General features: G+C 69.6%; 11 protein-coding genes. 8 read left to right on the top strand and 3 right to left on the bottom strand.

Going from position 1 to position 16,793, the window contains the following annotated elements; translation table 11 throughout:
• Positions 1 to 90 precede the first annotated feature (90 nt).
• The 8 genes from pglW to pglX all read left to right on the top strand — a co-directional run bounded on the left by pglW (position 91) and on the right by pglX (position 14,364).
• Positions 91 to 4,515 carry a BREX system serine/threonine kinase PglW gene (pglW, locus tag IH50_RS0114290; RefSeq protein ID WP_030861118.1) on the top strand — a complete coding sequence of 1,475 codons (4,425 nt, stop codon included), beginning with the start codon at positions 91 to 93 and terminating at the stop codon, positions 4,513 to 4,515.
• A gap of 104 nt (positions 4,516 to 4,619) precedes the next feature.
• Positions 4,620 to 5,861 carry a hypothetical protein gene (locus IH50_RS0114285; protein WP_158801220.1) on the top strand — a complete coding sequence of 414 codons (1,242 nt, stop codon included), beginning with the start codon at positions 4,620 to 4,622 and terminating at the stop codon, positions 5,859 to 5,861.
• 219 nt (positions 5,862 to 6,080) lie between these two features.
• A complete protein-coding gene (locus tag IH50_RS0114280) occupies positions 6,081 to 6,515 on the top strand; it encodes a hypothetical protein (protein ID WP_030861114.1) in 435 nt (144 codons plus the stop codon).
• 259 nt (positions 6,516 to 6,774) lie between these two features.
• Positions 6,775 to 7,002, top strand: a complete 228-nt coding sequence (locus IH50_RS0114275; protein WP_030861112.1) for a hypothetical protein — start codon at positions 6,775 to 6,777, stop codon at positions 7,000 to 7,002.
• 21 nt (positions 7,003 to 7,023) lie between these two features.
• Positions 7,024 to 7,572: a DUF6879 family protein gene (locus tag IH50_RS0114270; RefSeq protein ID WP_199822083.1), complete on the top strand. Its 549-nt coding sequence runs from the start codon at positions 7,024 to 7,026 to the stop codon at positions 7,570 to 7,572.
• Between the two features lie 36 nt (positions 7,573 to 7,608).
• Positions 7,609 to 9,792, top strand: coding sequence for an ATP-binding protein (locus IH50_RS0114265; protein WP_051767296.1), 2,184 nt, complete (start codon positions 7,609 to 7,611; stop codon positions 9,790 to 9,792).
• Positions 9,776 to 10,345, top strand: a complete 570-nt coding sequence (locus tag IH50_RS0114260; protein ID WP_051767295.1) for a GNAT family N-acetyltransferase — start codon at positions 9,776 to 9,778, stop codon at positions 10,343 to 10,345. Before IH50_RS0114265 ends, IH50_RS0114260 begins: the two co-directional genes overlap by 17 nt.
• Positions 10,346 to 10,638: 293 nt before the next feature.
• The gene (pglX, locus tag IH50_RS0114255) at positions 10,639 to 14,364 is read left to right on the top strand and encodes a BREX-2 system adenine-specific DNA-methyltransferase PglX (RefSeq protein ID WP_030861103.1); all 3,726 of its coding nucleotides are present in this window, start codon (positions 10,639 to 10,641) and stop codon (positions 14,362 to 14,364) included.
• A 76-nt stretch (positions 14,365 to 14,440) separates the two neighbouring features.
• On the opposite strand, the gene IH50_RS0114250 is transcribed toward pglX, so the two are convergent.
• The 3 genes from IH50_RS0114250 to IH50_RS0114240 form a co-directional block, all read right to left on the bottom strand.
• The gene (locus IH50_RS0114250) at positions 14,441 to 14,641 is read right to left on the bottom strand and encodes a DUF397 domain-containing protein (protein WP_030861102.1); all 201 of its coding nucleotides are present in this window, start codon (positions 14,639 to 14,641) and stop codon (positions 14,441 to 14,443) included.
• Entirely contained in the window at positions 14,638 to 15,489 is an 852-nt protein-coding gene (locus IH50_RS0114245) for a helix-turn-helix domain-containing protein (RefSeq protein WP_030861100.1), read from the bottom strand. Before IH50_RS0114245 ends, IH50_RS0114250 begins: the two co-directional genes overlap by 4 nt.
• A gap of 194 nt (positions 15,490 to 15,683) precedes the next feature.
• Positions 15,684 to 16,718, bottom strand: a complete 1,035-nt coding sequence (locus IH50_RS0114240) for a hypothetical protein (protein ID WP_158801218.1) — start codon at positions 16,716 to 16,718, stop codon at positions 15,684 to 15,686.
• Between the last annotated feature and the right edge of the window lie 75 nt (positions 16,719 to 16,793).

The following is a 16,793-nucleotide window of genomic DNA, read 5'->3' as shown; positions in this document are numbered from 1 at the left end:
ACGACTAGGATTTTGTATCCGTCGTCAGGGGGGATCACCACGCCGCAGCGTGTACGGGCCCTCCCGCCCGCTGTCCACCGGAGGTGCTCGGTGTCCGCTGCCCCGAAACCGGCCGCTCCCGCTCCCCGTGAGCGCTGGTTCCAGCCGCGGCGGTCGGGCTTCCGGTGGGAGCAGGAGGGGCTGGACCACCTCCGGGGGCTGATGCCGGGCATCGAGCCCTACCGGGCGTGGGCGACGTTCCAGTTCACCGGGGCGTCCGGGCGGATCAACGAGTGCGACGTGCTGATCGCGGTCCCCGGCGGGGTCTACCTCCTGGAGCTCAAGGGGCACCCGGGCCGGGTCGTGAACCACGGCGACACCTGGCAGTTCCACGGCGACGACCGGGTGCGGACGCTGCGCAACCCCCTGCACCTGACCGACCTCAAGGCGAAGGAGCTGAAGGGGCAGCTGGAGCGGGCGGCCCGCACGCTGGGGATGGATCCCCGGCAGGTCCCCTTCATCAAGCCGGCGGTCTTCCTGCACGATCCCGGCCTGGTGAGCGGCCTCGACGAGTTCCAGCGCACCTCCGTCTACGGCCGCAACGACGGGGCGAGCGGACTGCCGAAGGTCTGGGACGACCTGCTCGGCCGCCCTCCGGAGCGGGAGAGCTGGCGCATCACCCCGGTGATCGGCCAGCGCCTCGAGCAGCTGATGCAGCGGATCGGCATCAGTCACTCCACCGCCCACCTGCGGTTCGGCGACGACTGGAAGCTCCAGCCGCGCGCTCTGGACGCCGGTCCGGGCTGGGAGGACCGGCTGGCGGTGCGGGACGACGGGCTGGTGCAGGAGAGCGGCCGGGTCCGCATATACCTGGCCGGGCAGGCCGCCTCCGCGGAGCAGCGGGCGAAGGTGGACCGCGCGGCCCGCCGTGAGTACCAGGTGCTCCAGGGGATCAACCACCGCGGCATCGTGCAGGCGGCGCAGATCCGCGAGCACCAGGGCGGTCCGGCGATCCTCTTCCGGCACCGCGAGTCCGATCTGCGGCTCGACGCCTATCTCGACGCGTACGGCGGCCGGCTCACCCCGGCGGTGCGGCTCGACCTGGTGCGCCAGCTCGCCGAAGCGGTCCGTTACGCGCACCACCGCTCCCTGTACCACCGGGCGCTCGCCGCCCGTTCCGTCTACGTGTCGGCCCGGGAGGACGGCAGCGAACCGGTGCTGCGCATCGCCGACTGGCAGACCGCCGCCCGCGACTTCGAGACGACGCTGCACCGTTCGCTGGGCGACACCCCGCTCGACGCCGGCCTGATCGCCGACACGGCACAGGTGTACCTGGCGCCGGAGACGGACCAGGAGTTCGCCGACCCCGGTGATCTCGACGTGTTCGGGCTGGGCTCGCTCGCCCATCTGCTGCTCACGGGCCGGCCGCCCGCGGACCGGCGCAGTGCGCTGCTGGAGCGGCTGCGGAGCGACGGGGGGCTGCGTCCCTACGCGGTCACCGACTCGGTCTCGTCGGCCCTGGACGCGCTCGTCTTCCGCGCGACGACCGCGGACGTACGGGACCGGATCGCCTCCGTCGACGAGTTCCTGGAACTGCTGGCCGCGGCGGAGGCCGACGCGGCGGCGCCGCAGCCGTCCGCGGGGCCGCCGGCCGATCCGCTGACCGTGCAGCCGGAGCAGCCGCTGGGCGAGGGCTGGACCGTGGCCCGGGTCCTCGGCACGGGTGCCACCGCCCGTGCCCTGCTGGTGCGCCGGCCGCTGCCGGAGGGCGAGGAGGAGGAGCTCCGCGTCTTCAAGGTCGCCCTGGACCGGGAGAAGGACGCCCGCCTGTACGCGGAGGCGAAGGCGCTCAAGGAGGTGGGCGGCGGCCGGATCGTGAAGCTGCTCGCCGAGCCGCGGGAGCTGGCGGGGCGCACGGTCCTGGAGATCGAGTACGCGGGCGGCTACCGCGGCGCGGACGACCGGGAGCCGGTGAGCCTGGGCGCGCGCCTCCGCGACCAGGGCCCGCTGGGGTACGACCAGTTGGAGCGGTTCGGCAACGACCTGTTCCAGGCGCTGGACGCGCTGGCGGCGCGCGGGGTGCGGCACCGGGACGTCAAGCCGGACAACCTGGGCCTGTTCAAGCGCAGTGACGGCTCCTGGCAGTTGATGCTGTTCGACTTCTCGCTGGCCGACGCCCCGGACCAGGACGTGCACGCCGGCACCCGCGGCTACCTCGACCCGTTCCTCGGCGGGGCCGGCCGCTCCCGGTACGACGACCACGCCGAGTGGTACGCCGCGGCCGTCACGCTGCACGAGATGGCGTCGGGCGAGCGCCCGGTGTGGGGCGACGGCCAGAGCGACCCCCGCATGACCGCCGATTCCGCCCCGCACGTCGCCGCCGAGCTGTTCCCGCAGGCGCTCAGCGAGGGGCTGAAGGGGTTCTTCGAGCGGGCCCTGCACCGGGACGCGGAGCAGCGTTTCGACTCGTTGCGGCAGTTGCAGGAGGCGTGGCGGCAGGTCTTCCGGGCCGCCGACGCCGCCCATCCGGCGACCACTCCGGCCACCGTCGGACTGAGCGCGGAGGACCTGGAGGACGTCCGTGAGCAGGCCGCGGAGGCCGCGACGCTGAGGACGCCGCTCGCGGCGGCCGGGCTGTCCCCGCGTGCCGTGTCGGTCGCCGAGGGGCTGAAGGCGCACACGGTCGAGCAGCTCCTCGACATCCCCCCGCACCTGATCTCCCGGGCCCGGGGCGCGGGCAACGCGATCCGCAAGGAGCTGAACCGCCGTCACCGCCAGTGGACGCAGGCGCTGCGCCGCCGTCCCGCGCCGAAGCGGCCGGTCGCCCTGGAGCCGGACGCTCCCGAGGAGGCGCTGGAGTCGGTCGACACCCTGGCCGCCCGGCTCACGCCGCCGGAGGGCAAGCGCCGGACCCGGCCGCGTCCGGACGTGGTCCGGGCGACGCTCCAGCTCCCCGGCGTGCTGGAGGCCGGTGAGGCGCTGGAGCCGTGGCCGGCGCAGAGCCTGATCGCGAAGGCGCTGGGTATCAGCCAGCCGACGGTGTCGCAGAACCAGCAGGTGGCCGTCGAGCAGTGGGCGGCGATGCCGTGGCTCGGCCGGGTGCGCGACGAGGTGGTGGCCGTCCTCGCCGAGCGGGACCGGGTGTCCACGGCGGAGGAGCTGGCGGCCGAGCTGCGGGCGCGGCACGGTTCGGGGGCCGGTGCTCCCGCCGTGTCCCTGGCCAGGGCGCTGGCCGTGGTGCGCGCGGCGGTCGAGGCGGAGATCCGCAAACGGGACGACGACCCGGCCTCGGGCGCCTCCGGTGAGCCGGCCGAGGCGCCCGCGCGGCTGGCCGTGCAGCGGCGTGGCGGCCGGGTCGTCGTCGCGCTGGAGGACCAGCCGGGTTCCGACGATCCGACCCCCGCCGAGCTCGCCGACTACGCGGCGGCGCTGGGTGAGACGGCCGCCGACCTGGCCCGCCGGGAACCGCTGCCGGGCCGGGCCACGGTGCTGCGTGAGCTGCGCGCCGTCGTGGCTCCGGACGGCATGGCGCCGCTCGCCGACACGCGGCTGGTGGAGCTGGCCGCGTCGATGGCGGGCGGGGTGGCGTTCTCGCCGCGTCTGGAGCTGTTCCCGCTGGATCTGGGGCTCTCCCGGGCGCTGCGCATCTCGCAGGCCGCGGCGGGGGTCCGGCCGGAGAGCGGCATTCCGCTCGAGGACCTGCTGTCCCGGGTGCGGGCGCGTTTCCCCGGTCTGGCCGTGCTGGACGAGACGACGTACGTCGACCTGTCCGAGGCACTGGCCGAGGCGGGTTTCCCGCTGGACTGGGATCCGGAGCGGCGGCGTTTCCTCCCGAGGGCCGAGGAGGGCCGCGCCGGCCGGCCGGCCCTGTCGTCCTCCGTGCTGACCAGCACCGGTTCCCTGTACGCGGCGGCCCAGGGCCGCATCGCCGAGGGCCGTGACCCGCGTGAGGTGCTGTCCGCCCGGCTGACGGAGTCCCGTCGTCTCGGCGGTTTCCTCGCGCTCACGCTGAAGGGCCCGGACCTGCCGGGCGTCGCCGACGCGCTGGCCGCCCGGTACGACACGGCGGCGGTGTCGCTCGGCGCGGTGTTCCTGGACGCGCTGCGGGAGCTGGCCGAGGAGCAGTCGGTGCGCTGGCAGGCGCTGCTGAAGGCGGACGCGAAGTTCACGGCGACGGGCACGCTGGGCGCGGCGCTCGCCTCGTACACGCGGCTGGCGGCGGAGCGGGTACGGCAGCGGGTGGTGGACCTCGCGGAGGGGGCGAACCCGCGCTCGGTGGTCCTGCTACACGAGGCCGGTCTGATCGCCCGTTACTGGGACGCCGGCGGCCGTGAGCTGCTGGCCGGCCTCCAGCAGGCCGCCCGCCGTCCGGCGGACACCCCGCACGGCCTGTGGCTGCTGCTGCCGACGGAGGACCCGCGCGCGACGCCCACCCTGGACGGGCGGACGGTGGAGGTGGTGGACCGGGCGACGGAGTGGGAGGTGCTGGACGGGCTGTTCCTCAAGGACCTCCGCTCCGCGGCCGTACGGGCCTGACGGCAGCGGCGTACACCGGTAGGACTGTTCTGCCGCCCGAGTCCGCCTGTCGCGGTTGGGGGGAGAATCGAGCAGCGGTCAGTGGCATTCGGGGGTGGGTGATCATGAAGGTCGGCGAAGAGCTTCTCGGCAGGAAGGTCGTGAGGGCCTACCCGCCACGTGGCGGCATACAACTCGTCCGGCTGGAGGCGGTCGCGTCCTTCACCTGCTCGCGGTGTGCACAGAAGAAAACCGCACGTCTTGCCGCTGTACGCGGTAACACCTTGCTGTGCAACGGTTGTTATGGGCGCGTCGGGGCGTCGACGGTGGAGGCCGGTCGGCCTCCGGCGGCCACCGCGTCTCCGTCGGCGGCCGTGGACACCCGACCGCCGTCCCTTCGGACGGAGGATCTCACGCAGGTCGTCGTCGAGGAGCTCGACAGTGGACTGCCCCACTCGGTGGTCAACACCGGCCTTACGGTCGAGTGGAAGTTCCACGTGCGTGCCGAGCATCTACTGCACGGCACATGTCCCGTGCCGGCCGAGATGGCCGTCCGAGCAGCGCCTCAGGAACCGCTGGATCTCACGTTTGTGCGAGGGCGGAACCGCATCGGGATCCTTGACCAGCAGAAGGATGTCAAGCTCCGGACGGAGGGTGATCCGCCGCTACTGACAGGACTGACGTGGCAGCCCTTCGTCCTTCCCGGGACACGCGTGTCGGTGCGGTGGGACACCTGGAGGAAACTCCGCTTGGCCTACACCCCGCTCGACAAGCCCGTCGTGTTCGGCGGCACCGTGGTCCGCTACGCCTACGACCCGAAGGTCATGACCCGTGAACTCGCGGCATTTGACGCCCGCGTGGACCGGGTGGAGGAACTCGTGCTGATCGCGCTGCGTGAGCTCGGGTACCTCGACGAGAAGGGCCGGGCACTGCTTCCGCGGGAGGCATTGCTCCGGAACACCATGGAGCGTGCGCAGTCGGAGCGGCCTCCGGCGAACAAGATCGATGGGGCGATCGACCGGCTCCTCTCCCGCAGAATCCTCACGTGGGAGGAGGGCAGCGTCAACCGCGCGGGCATGCTCCACTATCCCGCGCGACGCGGGGACACGCCGGTTCCGTTGCTCTGCTACACCCCGGTGCTCCGGGAGGCAGAACGTGAGGACCTCCGGGATGACGTAAGCGCCGCGTACAGCGCGAGCGCCCATCGCGTGGCGGGACACCTCATGCGCATCGGCCACCTGGGCAAGGAAGCGAGCCCCGAGGCGAGAGCCGCCTACCGGGAGGATCACAAGCGAGCGGGCCTGGCGGGGCCCCACGAGCTGCCCCGCGGCTTCACCTACGTGCGGGAGCACGAGCGAGGAATATAGGCAGTGGGTGTGTGCGGGTTCGCGGGACACCACCGGGGCGCACGCTGCGGACGCGAGCGTGGAACCTTCCGTCCGAAGCACACACCTCCTCTCACGTAACGTTTCACCAATTCCGTTTCGTAATACTTCAGTTGAGTGCCTCCGCGAAGCTTCGGACAGGGAGTGCGCAAGCTGCTATACATCCCGTACGGTCCGTGATCTGACAGGGGGTGGGATCGGGTGGATCCGATTTCGGCGGCGCTTCTCGTGGCGCTGGTGAGCGGTGCCGGAGGTGCTGCCGGGACGCAGGCGTGGGCGGCGCTCGGCGGGCTGGTGCGCCGGCCGTTCCGGCGAGCCGATCAGGCGCCCTCCGGGGAACCGGTCCCGGCACTGCGGGAGCTGGAGGCCCTGGAAGGCAGCCCCCAGGACACGGACCGGGCACAGGCACTCGCCGACGTGTTGCGGCGCCGGGCGGCCCACGACTCGGATTTCGCCCGTTCCCTCACGGCCTGGCTGGAGGAGGCGAAGGCCGTGCCGACGGGGTCCGGGGATGTGCACAACAGCATCAGCGGCGGGTCCCAGGGAAACGTCCTCCAGGCCCGGGACCTGCACGGCTCCGTGACGTTCGGAACTCCCGCCGCGCCGGACGCCGGGACCACGGGGCGGACCGGTTGAGCGGTCTCCGGTCTCGGCGCCACACGGGAAACCGTCCTCCGCCGCATCGACACGGAGCCGACAACCGCCGCATCAAAAACCACACCCGAATTCACGGGGCACCCACCCGGGCATTTAGATCATTACATGACGACCCATGAAATGAAATCAGCCAAAATAGCCCGCTCGCGCCATTCGGCTGTGAACATTCTTGACGCGCCACATTATTCGCAATCTAATCTCACGCGAGCCGAGTTCGCCATCCGGACAGGGGAGAGGGATGAAACTCACCAAGCTCTACAAGGACCAGGGCTCGGGCGGCAACGGCTGCCCCACGGTCTACCTGGGCGAGACCGGCGAACTGGTCATCCAGGGAAGCCTCGTGGACAGTGCCACCTTCGCGGAATTGGAGAACGTCCTTCCGGGAGAGGGCGCCGTCCGCATCTCCGCGGACGTCGTGGCCGGCGCCATGGAGCGGTACCACAGCCGGCACGGTGAGGGGCGGTAGGTGGGACGCAGGTTCTCCTCCTTGGCGGACGAGGAATTCAACCGCCTGTTCACGGACTTCAAGTTCACGGCTTACCGTCTGGAAGCCCTCCAGCGGTACGACGTGACCTATGAGCAGGACGAGTTCTCACGCTTCCTCGCGGGCGAGTCGAGGGGTGAGTTCCCCGGTATCGCGGAGTGGATCGACGGCACCGTCGCCAAGGCGGTGGCGGCGGGAAAGAGCCTGAGCAGGGTCCATGTCGTCGAACTGCCCATGTCCGACTACGTCCGCTTCGAATGCGCGTGGGCGTACGAGCACACGGTCGAGGCGGGAGAGGACGTGCGGATCCTGCCCGTGCGCCGGGGGGAATGGCCGGCGGAGCTGCCGCACCACGACTACTGGCTCTTCGACTCGACGCAACTGGTCGCGATGTACTACGAGGAGGACGGGAGCTTCTCGTCCGCCGAGATCATCGACGATCCGCAACGGGTGGTCGAGGCCAATTACTGGCGCGACGTGGCCCGGGCGTCCGCCGTTCCCTACCGGGAGTTCGCCCGCACCCATCAGGATCAGCTGCGTGTCCCGGCCTGAGCGGACCGCACGAGCGACGGAGGCCCGAGCGGGCACATGACCGACGAGCCGACATCCGTCTCGAACGAGTTCTCCGGCGGCGACAGTGACGTGGTGGTCCAGGCCGGGACCGTACACGGTGGGATACACGTCCACGGCCCCGGCCGTTCTTTCCCCCCGCCCCGCCAACTCCCTTATGGGGTACCCGGATTCGTCAACCGGGTAAAGGAGCTGACAGGGCTGGACACCCTGCACCCGCGGCCCGCCGACGAGCACGGTGACGGGCCGGCCGTCGTCACGGCGATCACCGGGGGCCCGGGCGTGGGGAAGACCGCGCTCGCCCTGCACTGGGCGCACCGGGTCCGCCGGCACTTCGCGGACGGCGATCTGTACATCGACATGCGCGGGTACAACAGCGGCAACGCGCTGGGACCCGAGCAGGCCCTGACGTCCTTCCTCCGGGCTCTCGGCGTGGAAGCCGATCGCATTCCGATCGACGAGCAGGAATGCGCCGCGCTGTTCCGTTCGATGGTGTACGGAAAGAAAATCCTGATATTCATCGACAATGTTTCGTCCGTCAAACAGATCAGACAGGTGATTCCCGCTTCACGTTCCAGTCTCGTACTGATCACCAGCCGAAACAGACTCTCCGGTCTCGTGGCGAGGGAGGGAGCAGCGCGTGTGACACTCGACGTACTGTCGCTCGAGGAGTCGGTGCGGCTCCTGCGTGAGGTGATCGGGCCACCGCGGGTCGACGCGGAGCCCGAGGCGGCCCGCCGAGTGGCTGAGCTCTGCGGCTGTCTCCCCCTGGCGCTTCGCGTCGTGGGAGAACGTGCGGCCGGTCGTTCGCTGCTGTCGCTGGGCGAGCTGGTGGACGAACTCGTCCGGGAGCAGGATCTCCTCGACGCCCTGGCCGACCGGGAGGACGAGCTCAGCGATGTGCGTGCCGTCTTCTCGTGGTCCTACAGAGCACTCCCGGAGGAGTCCCGAAGAGCCTTCCGGCTTCTGGGTCTGCACGAGGGAAAGGTGCTGTGCGGCGACTCCGCGGCGGCGCTTCTCGCGGTCACCCCGGCGGTCGCGCGGCGCAGGCTCGGTGAACTCGCCGACGTCCATCTCCTCCAGGAGACCGCCAGGGACAGATACCGCATGCACGATCTGCTGCGTTCCTACGCGGTGGAGCTGCTGTCGGCCGAGGAGCCGCGGGAGGTGAGGACCCGGGCCGTGCGCCGGGTCCTCACCTGGTACCTGCTCAGCGCCGACGCGGGCCGGAAGGCCATCCTTCCGCGCTCCCGCTCCCTTCGCCTGGTGCCCGCGGGCGACCATGTGCGACCGGTCGAGCGTTTCGGCGAGGCCGCCGACGCGGTGCGGTGGTTCGACGCCGAACGCGAGAACCTGCTCGCCGCGCTGAGGCAGGCGGTCGCCTGGGGGCAGTACGACATCGCGTGGATGCTGCCCGCGGTGGCCGGCGGATTCTTCGAGCTCAGTGCCCACTGGTCGGACTGGAAGCACGTCCACGAGTTCGGGCTGGATGCCGCACGGCTGGTCGGGAACCAGGTAGGAGAGGCGTTCCACCTGATGTGCCTGGGTGATGTGCACTGGCGGTCCGGGACGTACGACGTCGCTGTCGAGAACTACCGGCGGGCTGCGGAGCTCAGCCGGGGCATCGACGATCTCTGGACGCTGGGGTTCTCGCTGCGAGGCTTGGGGCTGGTGGCCCTGGAGCAGGGCGATCCCGACGCCGAGGCGCAGACACACTTCGAGGCCGCGCTGTCCGTGTTCCGCGAGCACGGTGACAGACGGGGCGAGGGGATGAGCCTGCTTAGTCTCGCGGAGTGCGCCCGTGGGCGCACCGAGCACGTGGAGGCGGCCGCGCTCTGCCGCCAGGCCCTCGGCGTCTTCCATGCGATCGGCGACCGGTGGAGCGAGGCCTGGGGTGCGCTCCCCCTCGCCGACAGTCTCGGCGAGCTGGGTGAACTCGCCGACGCGGCGGACCACCTCGGGCGGGCCCTGGCCGTCTTCCGCGAGTTCACCGATCGGCGCAGCGAGGCGTCGACGCTCAGACGGCTGGGAGATGTGTCCTCGGCGCGCGGTGAGCCGGACGCCGCGCGTGATTTCTGGACGCGGGCCGCGGCTCTGTACGAGGAGCTCGGCGACGAACTGGCCGACGTTCTGCGGAGGCAGGCGGAGGACGTCATGCTCTCGGGGGACGGGCAGGAGGACGACGATGGCCGAGCCGGATGAGGTCGTGGTCGAGGGCGGTGGAGGGGAGTCGGCCGCCGACTGGTTCCGCCGGATCTGCGCGGTGCACGACCGCGTCTTCTCCGCCGAGCCGTTCGCCTGGGTTCCGGAGATGTCCCCCGCGCACGAGGAGGAACTCCGGAGCCTGAGGGAGGTCACGGGTTTCCGGCTGGTCGTGGCACGGCGGCGGGACCGCCTCCTCGGGTACGCCTACGGTCATCCGCTCCCCGCCGACCACGGCTGGTGGGGCGACTTCGACCGGCCGCTCCCCGCCGGCCTGGTACGGGAGTGGCCGGGCCGGACCTTCGCCGTCATCAGCCTGGCGGTCCTTCCCGAGGGGCGGGGCCGTGGTACGGGCGGACGCCTGTTGGAGGAGCTCCTGCGCGATCGCGCGGAGCAGCGCGCGATCCTGTCGGTGCAGCCCACCGCCCTCGCCACGCAGAGCATCTACCGGCACTGGGGGTGGACGAACGTCGGCAGGAAGGGCCCGCTGGCCGGCGTCACACCGCCCTACTGGGACATCTACGTGCGCGATCTGGGCGTTGCGTCCCGGTAGTCGGGCCGGCCGTCCCGGGCCCGGCACGGGCGGCCGTGCCGCCGACGTGAAGCCGAGGCACGGCCGCATCCCCTGCGGTCACACCGCACCACCGGGACGGGTGGTGCGTGATCAACCGTCTGAGCAGCGTAAATGCCGGATCGCGCCCTGCGAATAGTTCACTGTGCACCGATCTGCCTGAAGCCGGTGCGGCCGGGCTGGCAGGATGGGGCGGCGGGCCTTGGGGGGTTCGCCGGGAAATGAGGGCGTCCGCGTTGATCGCGGGGCCGGCTAGCGGGATGTGAGGTACGGCTGTGACGGTGACGGCTGAGGGGACGCAGGGGTCGGGGGCCTCGCTGGACGGCGCACGGCTGCTGAAGGACCTCCAGGCGCAGGCGCGGCTCCTGGAGGACGACCTGCGGGAGCGGACCGAGGCCGAGCCGGAGTTCCGGGACGCGCTGCGGGCGGAGTACGAGAAGGCCGTCGCGGCGGAGCGTACGGCCGCCATGTACGAGACGTGGCGGGACGAGCGGGTCGTGCAGATCGCCGCCGCGTGGGTGCTGGCGTGTGTGTTCGTGCGGTTCAGCGAGGACAACGGGCTGATCCCGGACGCGTGGCTGTCCGGTCCCGGGGACCGGCTGGCCGAGGCGCAGGACCGGCACGACGACTTCTTCCGGCGGAACCCCTCGCTGAACGACCGTGACTGGCTGCTCGCGTCCTTCGAGGCGCTGGCCCAGTCCCACCGGACGGTGGCGGGGCTGTTCGATCCGGCGCACAACCCGTTGTTCGAGGTCCTTCCGTCGTACGAGGCGGCCACGGCGCTGCTGGCGTTCTGGCGGCAGCGGGGCGCGGACGGCGAGGTCGTGCACGACTTCACCGACGGTGAGCTGAACACCCGTTTCCTCGGTGATCTGTACCAGGACCTGTCGGAGCACGCGCGGAAGACGTACGCGCTGCTCCAGACGCCGGTGTTCGTGGAGGAGTTCATCCTCGACCTGACGCTGGAACCGGCGGTGGAGGAGTTCGGCCTCACGCCGGCGTGGAAGTACCGGCCCGGTGGGTGGGACGGAGAGGTCTTCGCGGACGGTCCCGGTGGGGAGGAGGTCGTACGGGGGCTGCGGTGCATCGACCCCGCGTGCGGCTCCGGGCACTTCCTGCTGGGGATGTTCGAGCGGCTGCTGGGGAAGTGGCGGGAGGCCGAGCCGGGGACCGAGGCGTGGGTGCTGGTGCGGCGGGCGTTGGAGTCCGTCCACGGGGCCGACAAGAATCCGTTCGCTGTGGCGATCGCGCGGTTCCGGTTGTTGGTGGCCGCGCTGAAGGCGGGGGGCGTGCGGGAGTTGAGCGCGGCTCCTGGGTTGCCTATTCGGGTGGCTGTGGCGGACTCGTTGCTGCATGGGCGGGGCGCGGAGACGGTCACGGAGGCGCTGGACACGCTGTTCGCGGAGAACGAGCCGTTCTACTTCCGGACCGAGGATGTGGAGGGGTTCGCGCGGGAGGTGGATCTGCTCGGGCGGGGGTCTTACCACGTGGTGGTGGGGAATCCGCCGTACATCACCGTGAAGGACGCGAACGAGAACAAGAACTACAAGGCTGCGTATGACGCTTGCTATCGGCAGTATGCGTTGTCGGTGCCGTTTGCTCAGCGGATCTTCGAGTTGGCGGTTCGGGCGGGGGGTGACCATCGGGATGGGGGGTTCACCGGGCAGATCACCGCTAATTCCTTCATGAAGCGGGAATTCGGGAAGAAGCTGATTGAGGAGTTCTTCCCGAGGGTTAATTTGACGCACGCCATCGATACGTCCGGGGCTTTCATTCCGGGGCATGGGACGCCAACCGTGATTCTCGCCGGACGCAATCAATTGGCTCGAAAGAGTGAAACTATTCGAGCCATCTTGGGAGTTCGGGGGGAACCTGGCCAGCCAGAGAGGCCTGCGGATGGGGTGGTGTGGCAGGCGATTGCGGCTCAGATTGGGACGCCGGGAAGCGAATCGGATTGGGTGTCATGCGTCGATACACCTCGCAGCCAGCTCCGCAAGTTCCCGTGGTCTCTGTCTGGTGGAGGAGCACTCGACTGCCTAGCACAGCTGGAGAGCGGTACAGAGACTCGACTTTCCGACCGCATCAACGTAATCGGACGCACGACCAATCCCGGTGAAGATGAAGCTTGGACGCTTCCAGACATGGCCACAGCAATGCGACTCAAAGACAACAAGTCTGTGGAGCGGTTCGTAGTAGGAGACAATGTACGAGATTTCGGCGTGCACGGTTCCTTGCTGGTACGCAGTCCATACGCAGATAGAGCCCACTGCAAGGTTGTACCCGAGACTGATCACCTCCCCTCCCGGAGCCTGTGGCCGTCGCGATCCCTTCTGCGCTCCCGAGGCCTATTTGGCCGAACCCTGGAGGAGCATGGCCGATCATGGTATGAGCACTTGGAGAACTATGCAGAACGCCTCAACCTACCCCTAACAATCTCTTATGGCGAAGTAGCTACACACAATCACTTCGCACTGGATCGCGACGGTAAACTATTCAAGCAAACAGCCCCGGCTATCAAGCTACCAGAAGGAGCATCCGAGGAAGAACATCTAGAGTTGCTCGGCTTGCTGAATTCCTCAGCCGCTTGCTTTTGGATGAAGCAGGTGAGCCATGACAAAGGAAGTCAAGGCGTCAATGAAGGTTTCAAATCTCAAGCCTGGGAGCGGTTCTACCAGTTTTCCTCGACCAAGCTAAAAAAGCTTCCCATCCCTGGAACCCTCCCCCTCGATCTCGGCCGAAAGCTGGACGCGCTCGCGCAGGAGTTGAAACAACACGAGCCATCCACTCTGACACACAACGCCATGCCTGCCCGTGAAACGCTCGACGAAGCTCACCGAGCGCAAGAGCGGATCCGGGCGCGGATGATCCTCTTGCAGGAGGAACTGGACTGGACCGTCTACGGAGCCTACGGGCTGCTCACCACTGACGAGGTCGCACAGACCACCATCACCGAGACCGACGTTCCCGAACTCGCCCTCGGGCAGCGCGCGTTCGAAATCGTACTGGCCCGGAGCAGTGCAGAGACGGCTTGGTTCGAGCGGCACGGGTCCGCCCGCTGCACCGAGGTCCCCGCCGACTGGCCCGAGGCGTATCAGAAGGTCGTCCAAGCCCGGATCGATCTCATCGAGGCCAACAAGGAAATTCGCCTCATCGAACGGCCGGAGTACAAGCGCCGTTGGTCCATCGAGCCCTGGGAGAAGCGCGAGGCCGCCGCTCTGCGGAAGTGGCTGCTCGATGCCGCCGAGCGGGAGGAGTTGTGGTTCGAGGAGCGGGACGGGTTCACCGTGCCCCGGCCGCTCACCATCAACCAGCTTGCCGATGAGTTGCGGCACGACCAGGACGTGCAGGACGTTGCCGCGCTGTACGCCGCCGATCACCTCGGTAAGCGGGACGCTTCCCTCGCCACCGTGCTCGCCGCCGTCCTCGAGGCCGAGCACGTGCCCTATCTCGCCGCCCTCCGTTACAAGGACTCCGGGCTGCGCAAGCGGGCACAGTGGGAGCAGGTCTGGGAGCAGCAGCGGGAGGAAGACCGGACCGGGAAGCGGCTCGACATCAAGGTGCCGCCGAAGTACACGAGCGCCGACTTCCTCAAGCACTCCTACTGGTCGAACCGCGGCAAGCTCGACGTGCCCAAGGAGCGGTTCATCTCCTACCCCGGCGCCTCCCCCGAGGCCGACGGCTCTCTCCTGCTCGGCTGGGCCGGCTGGAACCACCGCGACCAGGCCGACGCCCTCGTCAGCCTGATCCGCGACCGTGTCGAGACCGGCGGCTGGGCCAAGGACGACCCCCGTTTCGTCCCGCTCCTCGCCGGGCTGCGCGAGGTGCTGCCCTGGGTGCACCAGTGGTACGGGGAGTACGACGAGGAGTGGGAGGGCAACCCCGCCGAGGAGTTCCAGGCCGCCCTCGACACCGGCCGCGCGGAGCGCGAGCTGTCCGAGGCGGATCTCGTCAACTGGCGTCCCGAGAAGAAGGCAGGCGGGCGGCGCAAGAAGAGCGAGTGAGCAAAGCCGTGCCCTTCGGGCATGAGTGAGGGGCGGTGGGGAGCATCAACGGCTCCCCACCGCCCCTCCGTTCGTCTCAGTCGCGCGTGGCCATCCGCACGAACGCCGTCCACTGGGCGGACGGCACGTTGAGGATCGCCACGTCCGGGCACTTGGAGTCGCGGATCAGAACTGCCGAACCAGCATCCGCGACCTCGACACACTGGCCACCATCACCAGCGCTGTAGCTGCTCTTCACCCAGGTCACCTGTGCTGCCTGATCGTCGTTGGCGTTCACAACTCTCCCAAGAGCTTCTCGATCCAGGCCAGCGACTCCCTGGGGGTCATCGCTTGCGCCCGCAGGACTCCGTACGTGGACTCGAACCCCTGGACCTTCGCTGGCACCGTATGCAGGGCGCTGTTGCTCTGCACCTCCGTATACGCCATCCTCCGTTGTTGCCGCGTGAGGATCAACGTGAAGGGGCCAGCGACTCCGGCATGTTCGTCGCGTCCGGTCGGCATCACCTGTAGCTCTACGTTGCGTTCGTGTCCGATGAGCAACAGGTGCTCCAATTGGGCTCGCATGACCTCCGCGCCCCCAAGGGGCCTACGCAGAACGGTCTCCTCGATCACGAAGCTCAGCAGCGGCTTAGGGCGCCGAGCCAACAACTTATGCCGGTCCAAACGCGCCGACACCCGTTGCTCGATGGTCTCCGCATCAAGCAGTGGCCGCCACATGCTGAAAACTGCGCGTGCGTACTCCTCGCATTGCAGCAAGCCGTTGACGACATGGGAGTCGTAGGCGTGCAACTCGGCAGCGTCGGCTTCCAAGGCCGCGAACTCGCGGAAGAACCCCGGATACCGAGCCTTCGCCACCTCCCCCTTCATGGCCACCAGCAGCCCCCGCCCGCCCACCTCCCGATCCACCGCATCCACCAGCTCCGGCCGGGGAATCCGCCGCCCCTGCTCCACCGCCGCGATCTGCGCCTCGCCGTACCCGACCCGCTCCCCCAACTGCGCCTGCGTCAGCCCCGCGACCTCCCGCAACAGCTTCATCTGCCGCCCGAAGCACCGCAGGAACTCCCCGCTGGAATCGGCGCCCGTGCCACCCTCCACGCCCGCACCCGAGTCCGCTCCCGACTCCATCGCACCCGCCCCCTCAGCACACCCGTCCACCGGTCACCCGTGCTCGCACCGTAGGACGCCCTCCGTGCCGACCGGGCCGGAATCCCCACGAGTTGCGTCGTACGGGTGAACGCCTCCCCGCGCGCCGTCACGACGTACGCACCGGGACCTGACCGCGTGCGGACCGCCGGCCGAATCCGCCGGACCCCGGCTCGTCAGCCCGTGGCCAGACCGGTGAAGATCGCGGTCAGCTCCTGCACGTGTGCCGCATACTCGGGTTGATCGTCCACGTGCGCGTACTTCAGCATGAGGAGAACGGTTCCGGTGCGCACCAAGGAGACCGCCGTGGTGTTGTCCTCGGGGGCCTTGTAGTAGACGAGCGCCGTGCTCTCGTCGCCGAAGCGCGGCATGGAGATCGGGTTCGTCTCGTCGTAACCCTGCTGCCAGCCGAGCACCTCCTCGTACCAGGCGCCGGCCGTGTCGGCGCTGGGGCAGGCGTAGACGGTGAACTCCGCGACCAGGAACCCGACGTCCGGTTCCAACGACTCGTACTCCACCCGGCCCTGGTGGCACCGTCCGGGCTCCTCCGCCGAGGAGACGTGTGCCTCTCGGTACGGAGTCCAGCTCGGCGGCATGTCCTGCAAGGTGGGCAGGATCCGCTCGGTCTCGGTCGTCGACAGGAAGCCGCTGGTGTCCACCGCCCTGTCACCGCTCCGGTCGGACGGGCCCTCGCCGCCCTCAGTCGGCCGGAGGCCGCTCTGCTCCCTCCCCTGTGGCGATGTCCCCGGAGAGTCGTCTGCTCCGAAGATCTGAACCGCGCCGTAGGAGGCGAGGGCGAGGAGCGCCACGAGCAGAGCCGCCGCAGCGGCGAACCACCCCCGTGCCTGACGTGTGTTGTTGATCGTCAGCGGACCGTTCGCGATCGGGCTGCGGGAGACCCGGCCTCCCGTGATCACCACGGAGGAATGTGCCACGATCCCGGACAGGTGCTGTTCCAGGCGGTTTTGAAGTTCGGGATCCGCCTCGATCTCCTCGCGCAGGACGCCCCTGGCCGCGGACCGGGCCGACGCGGCGTTCGGATCCGCGTCGAGGCCTTCCAGGGCCCGCTGTCCCCGCTCCGTCGACGAGAGGCGGGCGCGCACCACGTCGGCGACCGCCGTGCCCGCCCCTTCCCCCACGCCGGTGGCCGCCCCCGTCGCCACTGCGGCCACCACACCCACCGCTAAGCCCGCCAGTTCCCCCGCGTCCACGCAGAGCCCCCTATGCCCCTGGATGCATCAACTGTTCGTTGTTCTCCCCGTCGCACAGGAGACCCAACCCAGCGG

The sequence above is a fragment of the Streptomyces sp. NRRL S-37 genome (assembly GCF_000721605.1).
Taxonomy (GTDB): Bacteria; Actinomycetota; Actinomycetes; order Streptomycetales; family Streptomycetaceae; genus Streptomyces.
The sequence above is the reverse complement of the archived record's forward strand: the minus strand, read 5'-3'. Positions and strand labels throughout refer to the sequence as shown.

Bases quoted from the DNA above. Each gene is read 5' to 3' on its own strand.
- IH50_RS0114285 (WP_158801220.1), top strand. From the start codon at position 4,620: ATGAAGGTCGGCGAAGAGCTTCTCGGCAGGAAGGTCGTGAGGGCCTAC.
- IH50_RS0114275 (WP_030861112.1), top strand. From the start codon at position 6,775: ATGAAACTCACCAAGCTCTACAAGGACCAGGGCTCGGGCGGCAACGGC.
- IH50_RS0114265 (WP_051767296.1), top strand. From the start codon at position 7,609: ATGACCGACGAGCCGACATCCGTCTCGAACGAGTTCTCCGGCGGCGAC.
- IH50_RS0114260 (WP_051767295.1), top strand. From the start codon at position 9,776: ATGGCCGAGCCGGATGAGGTCGTGGTCGAGGGCGGTGGAGGGGAGTCG.
- IH50_RS0114245 (WP_030861100.1), bottom strand. From the start codon at position 15,489: ATGGAGTCGGGAGCGGACTCGGGTGCGGGCGTGGAGGGTGGCACGGGC.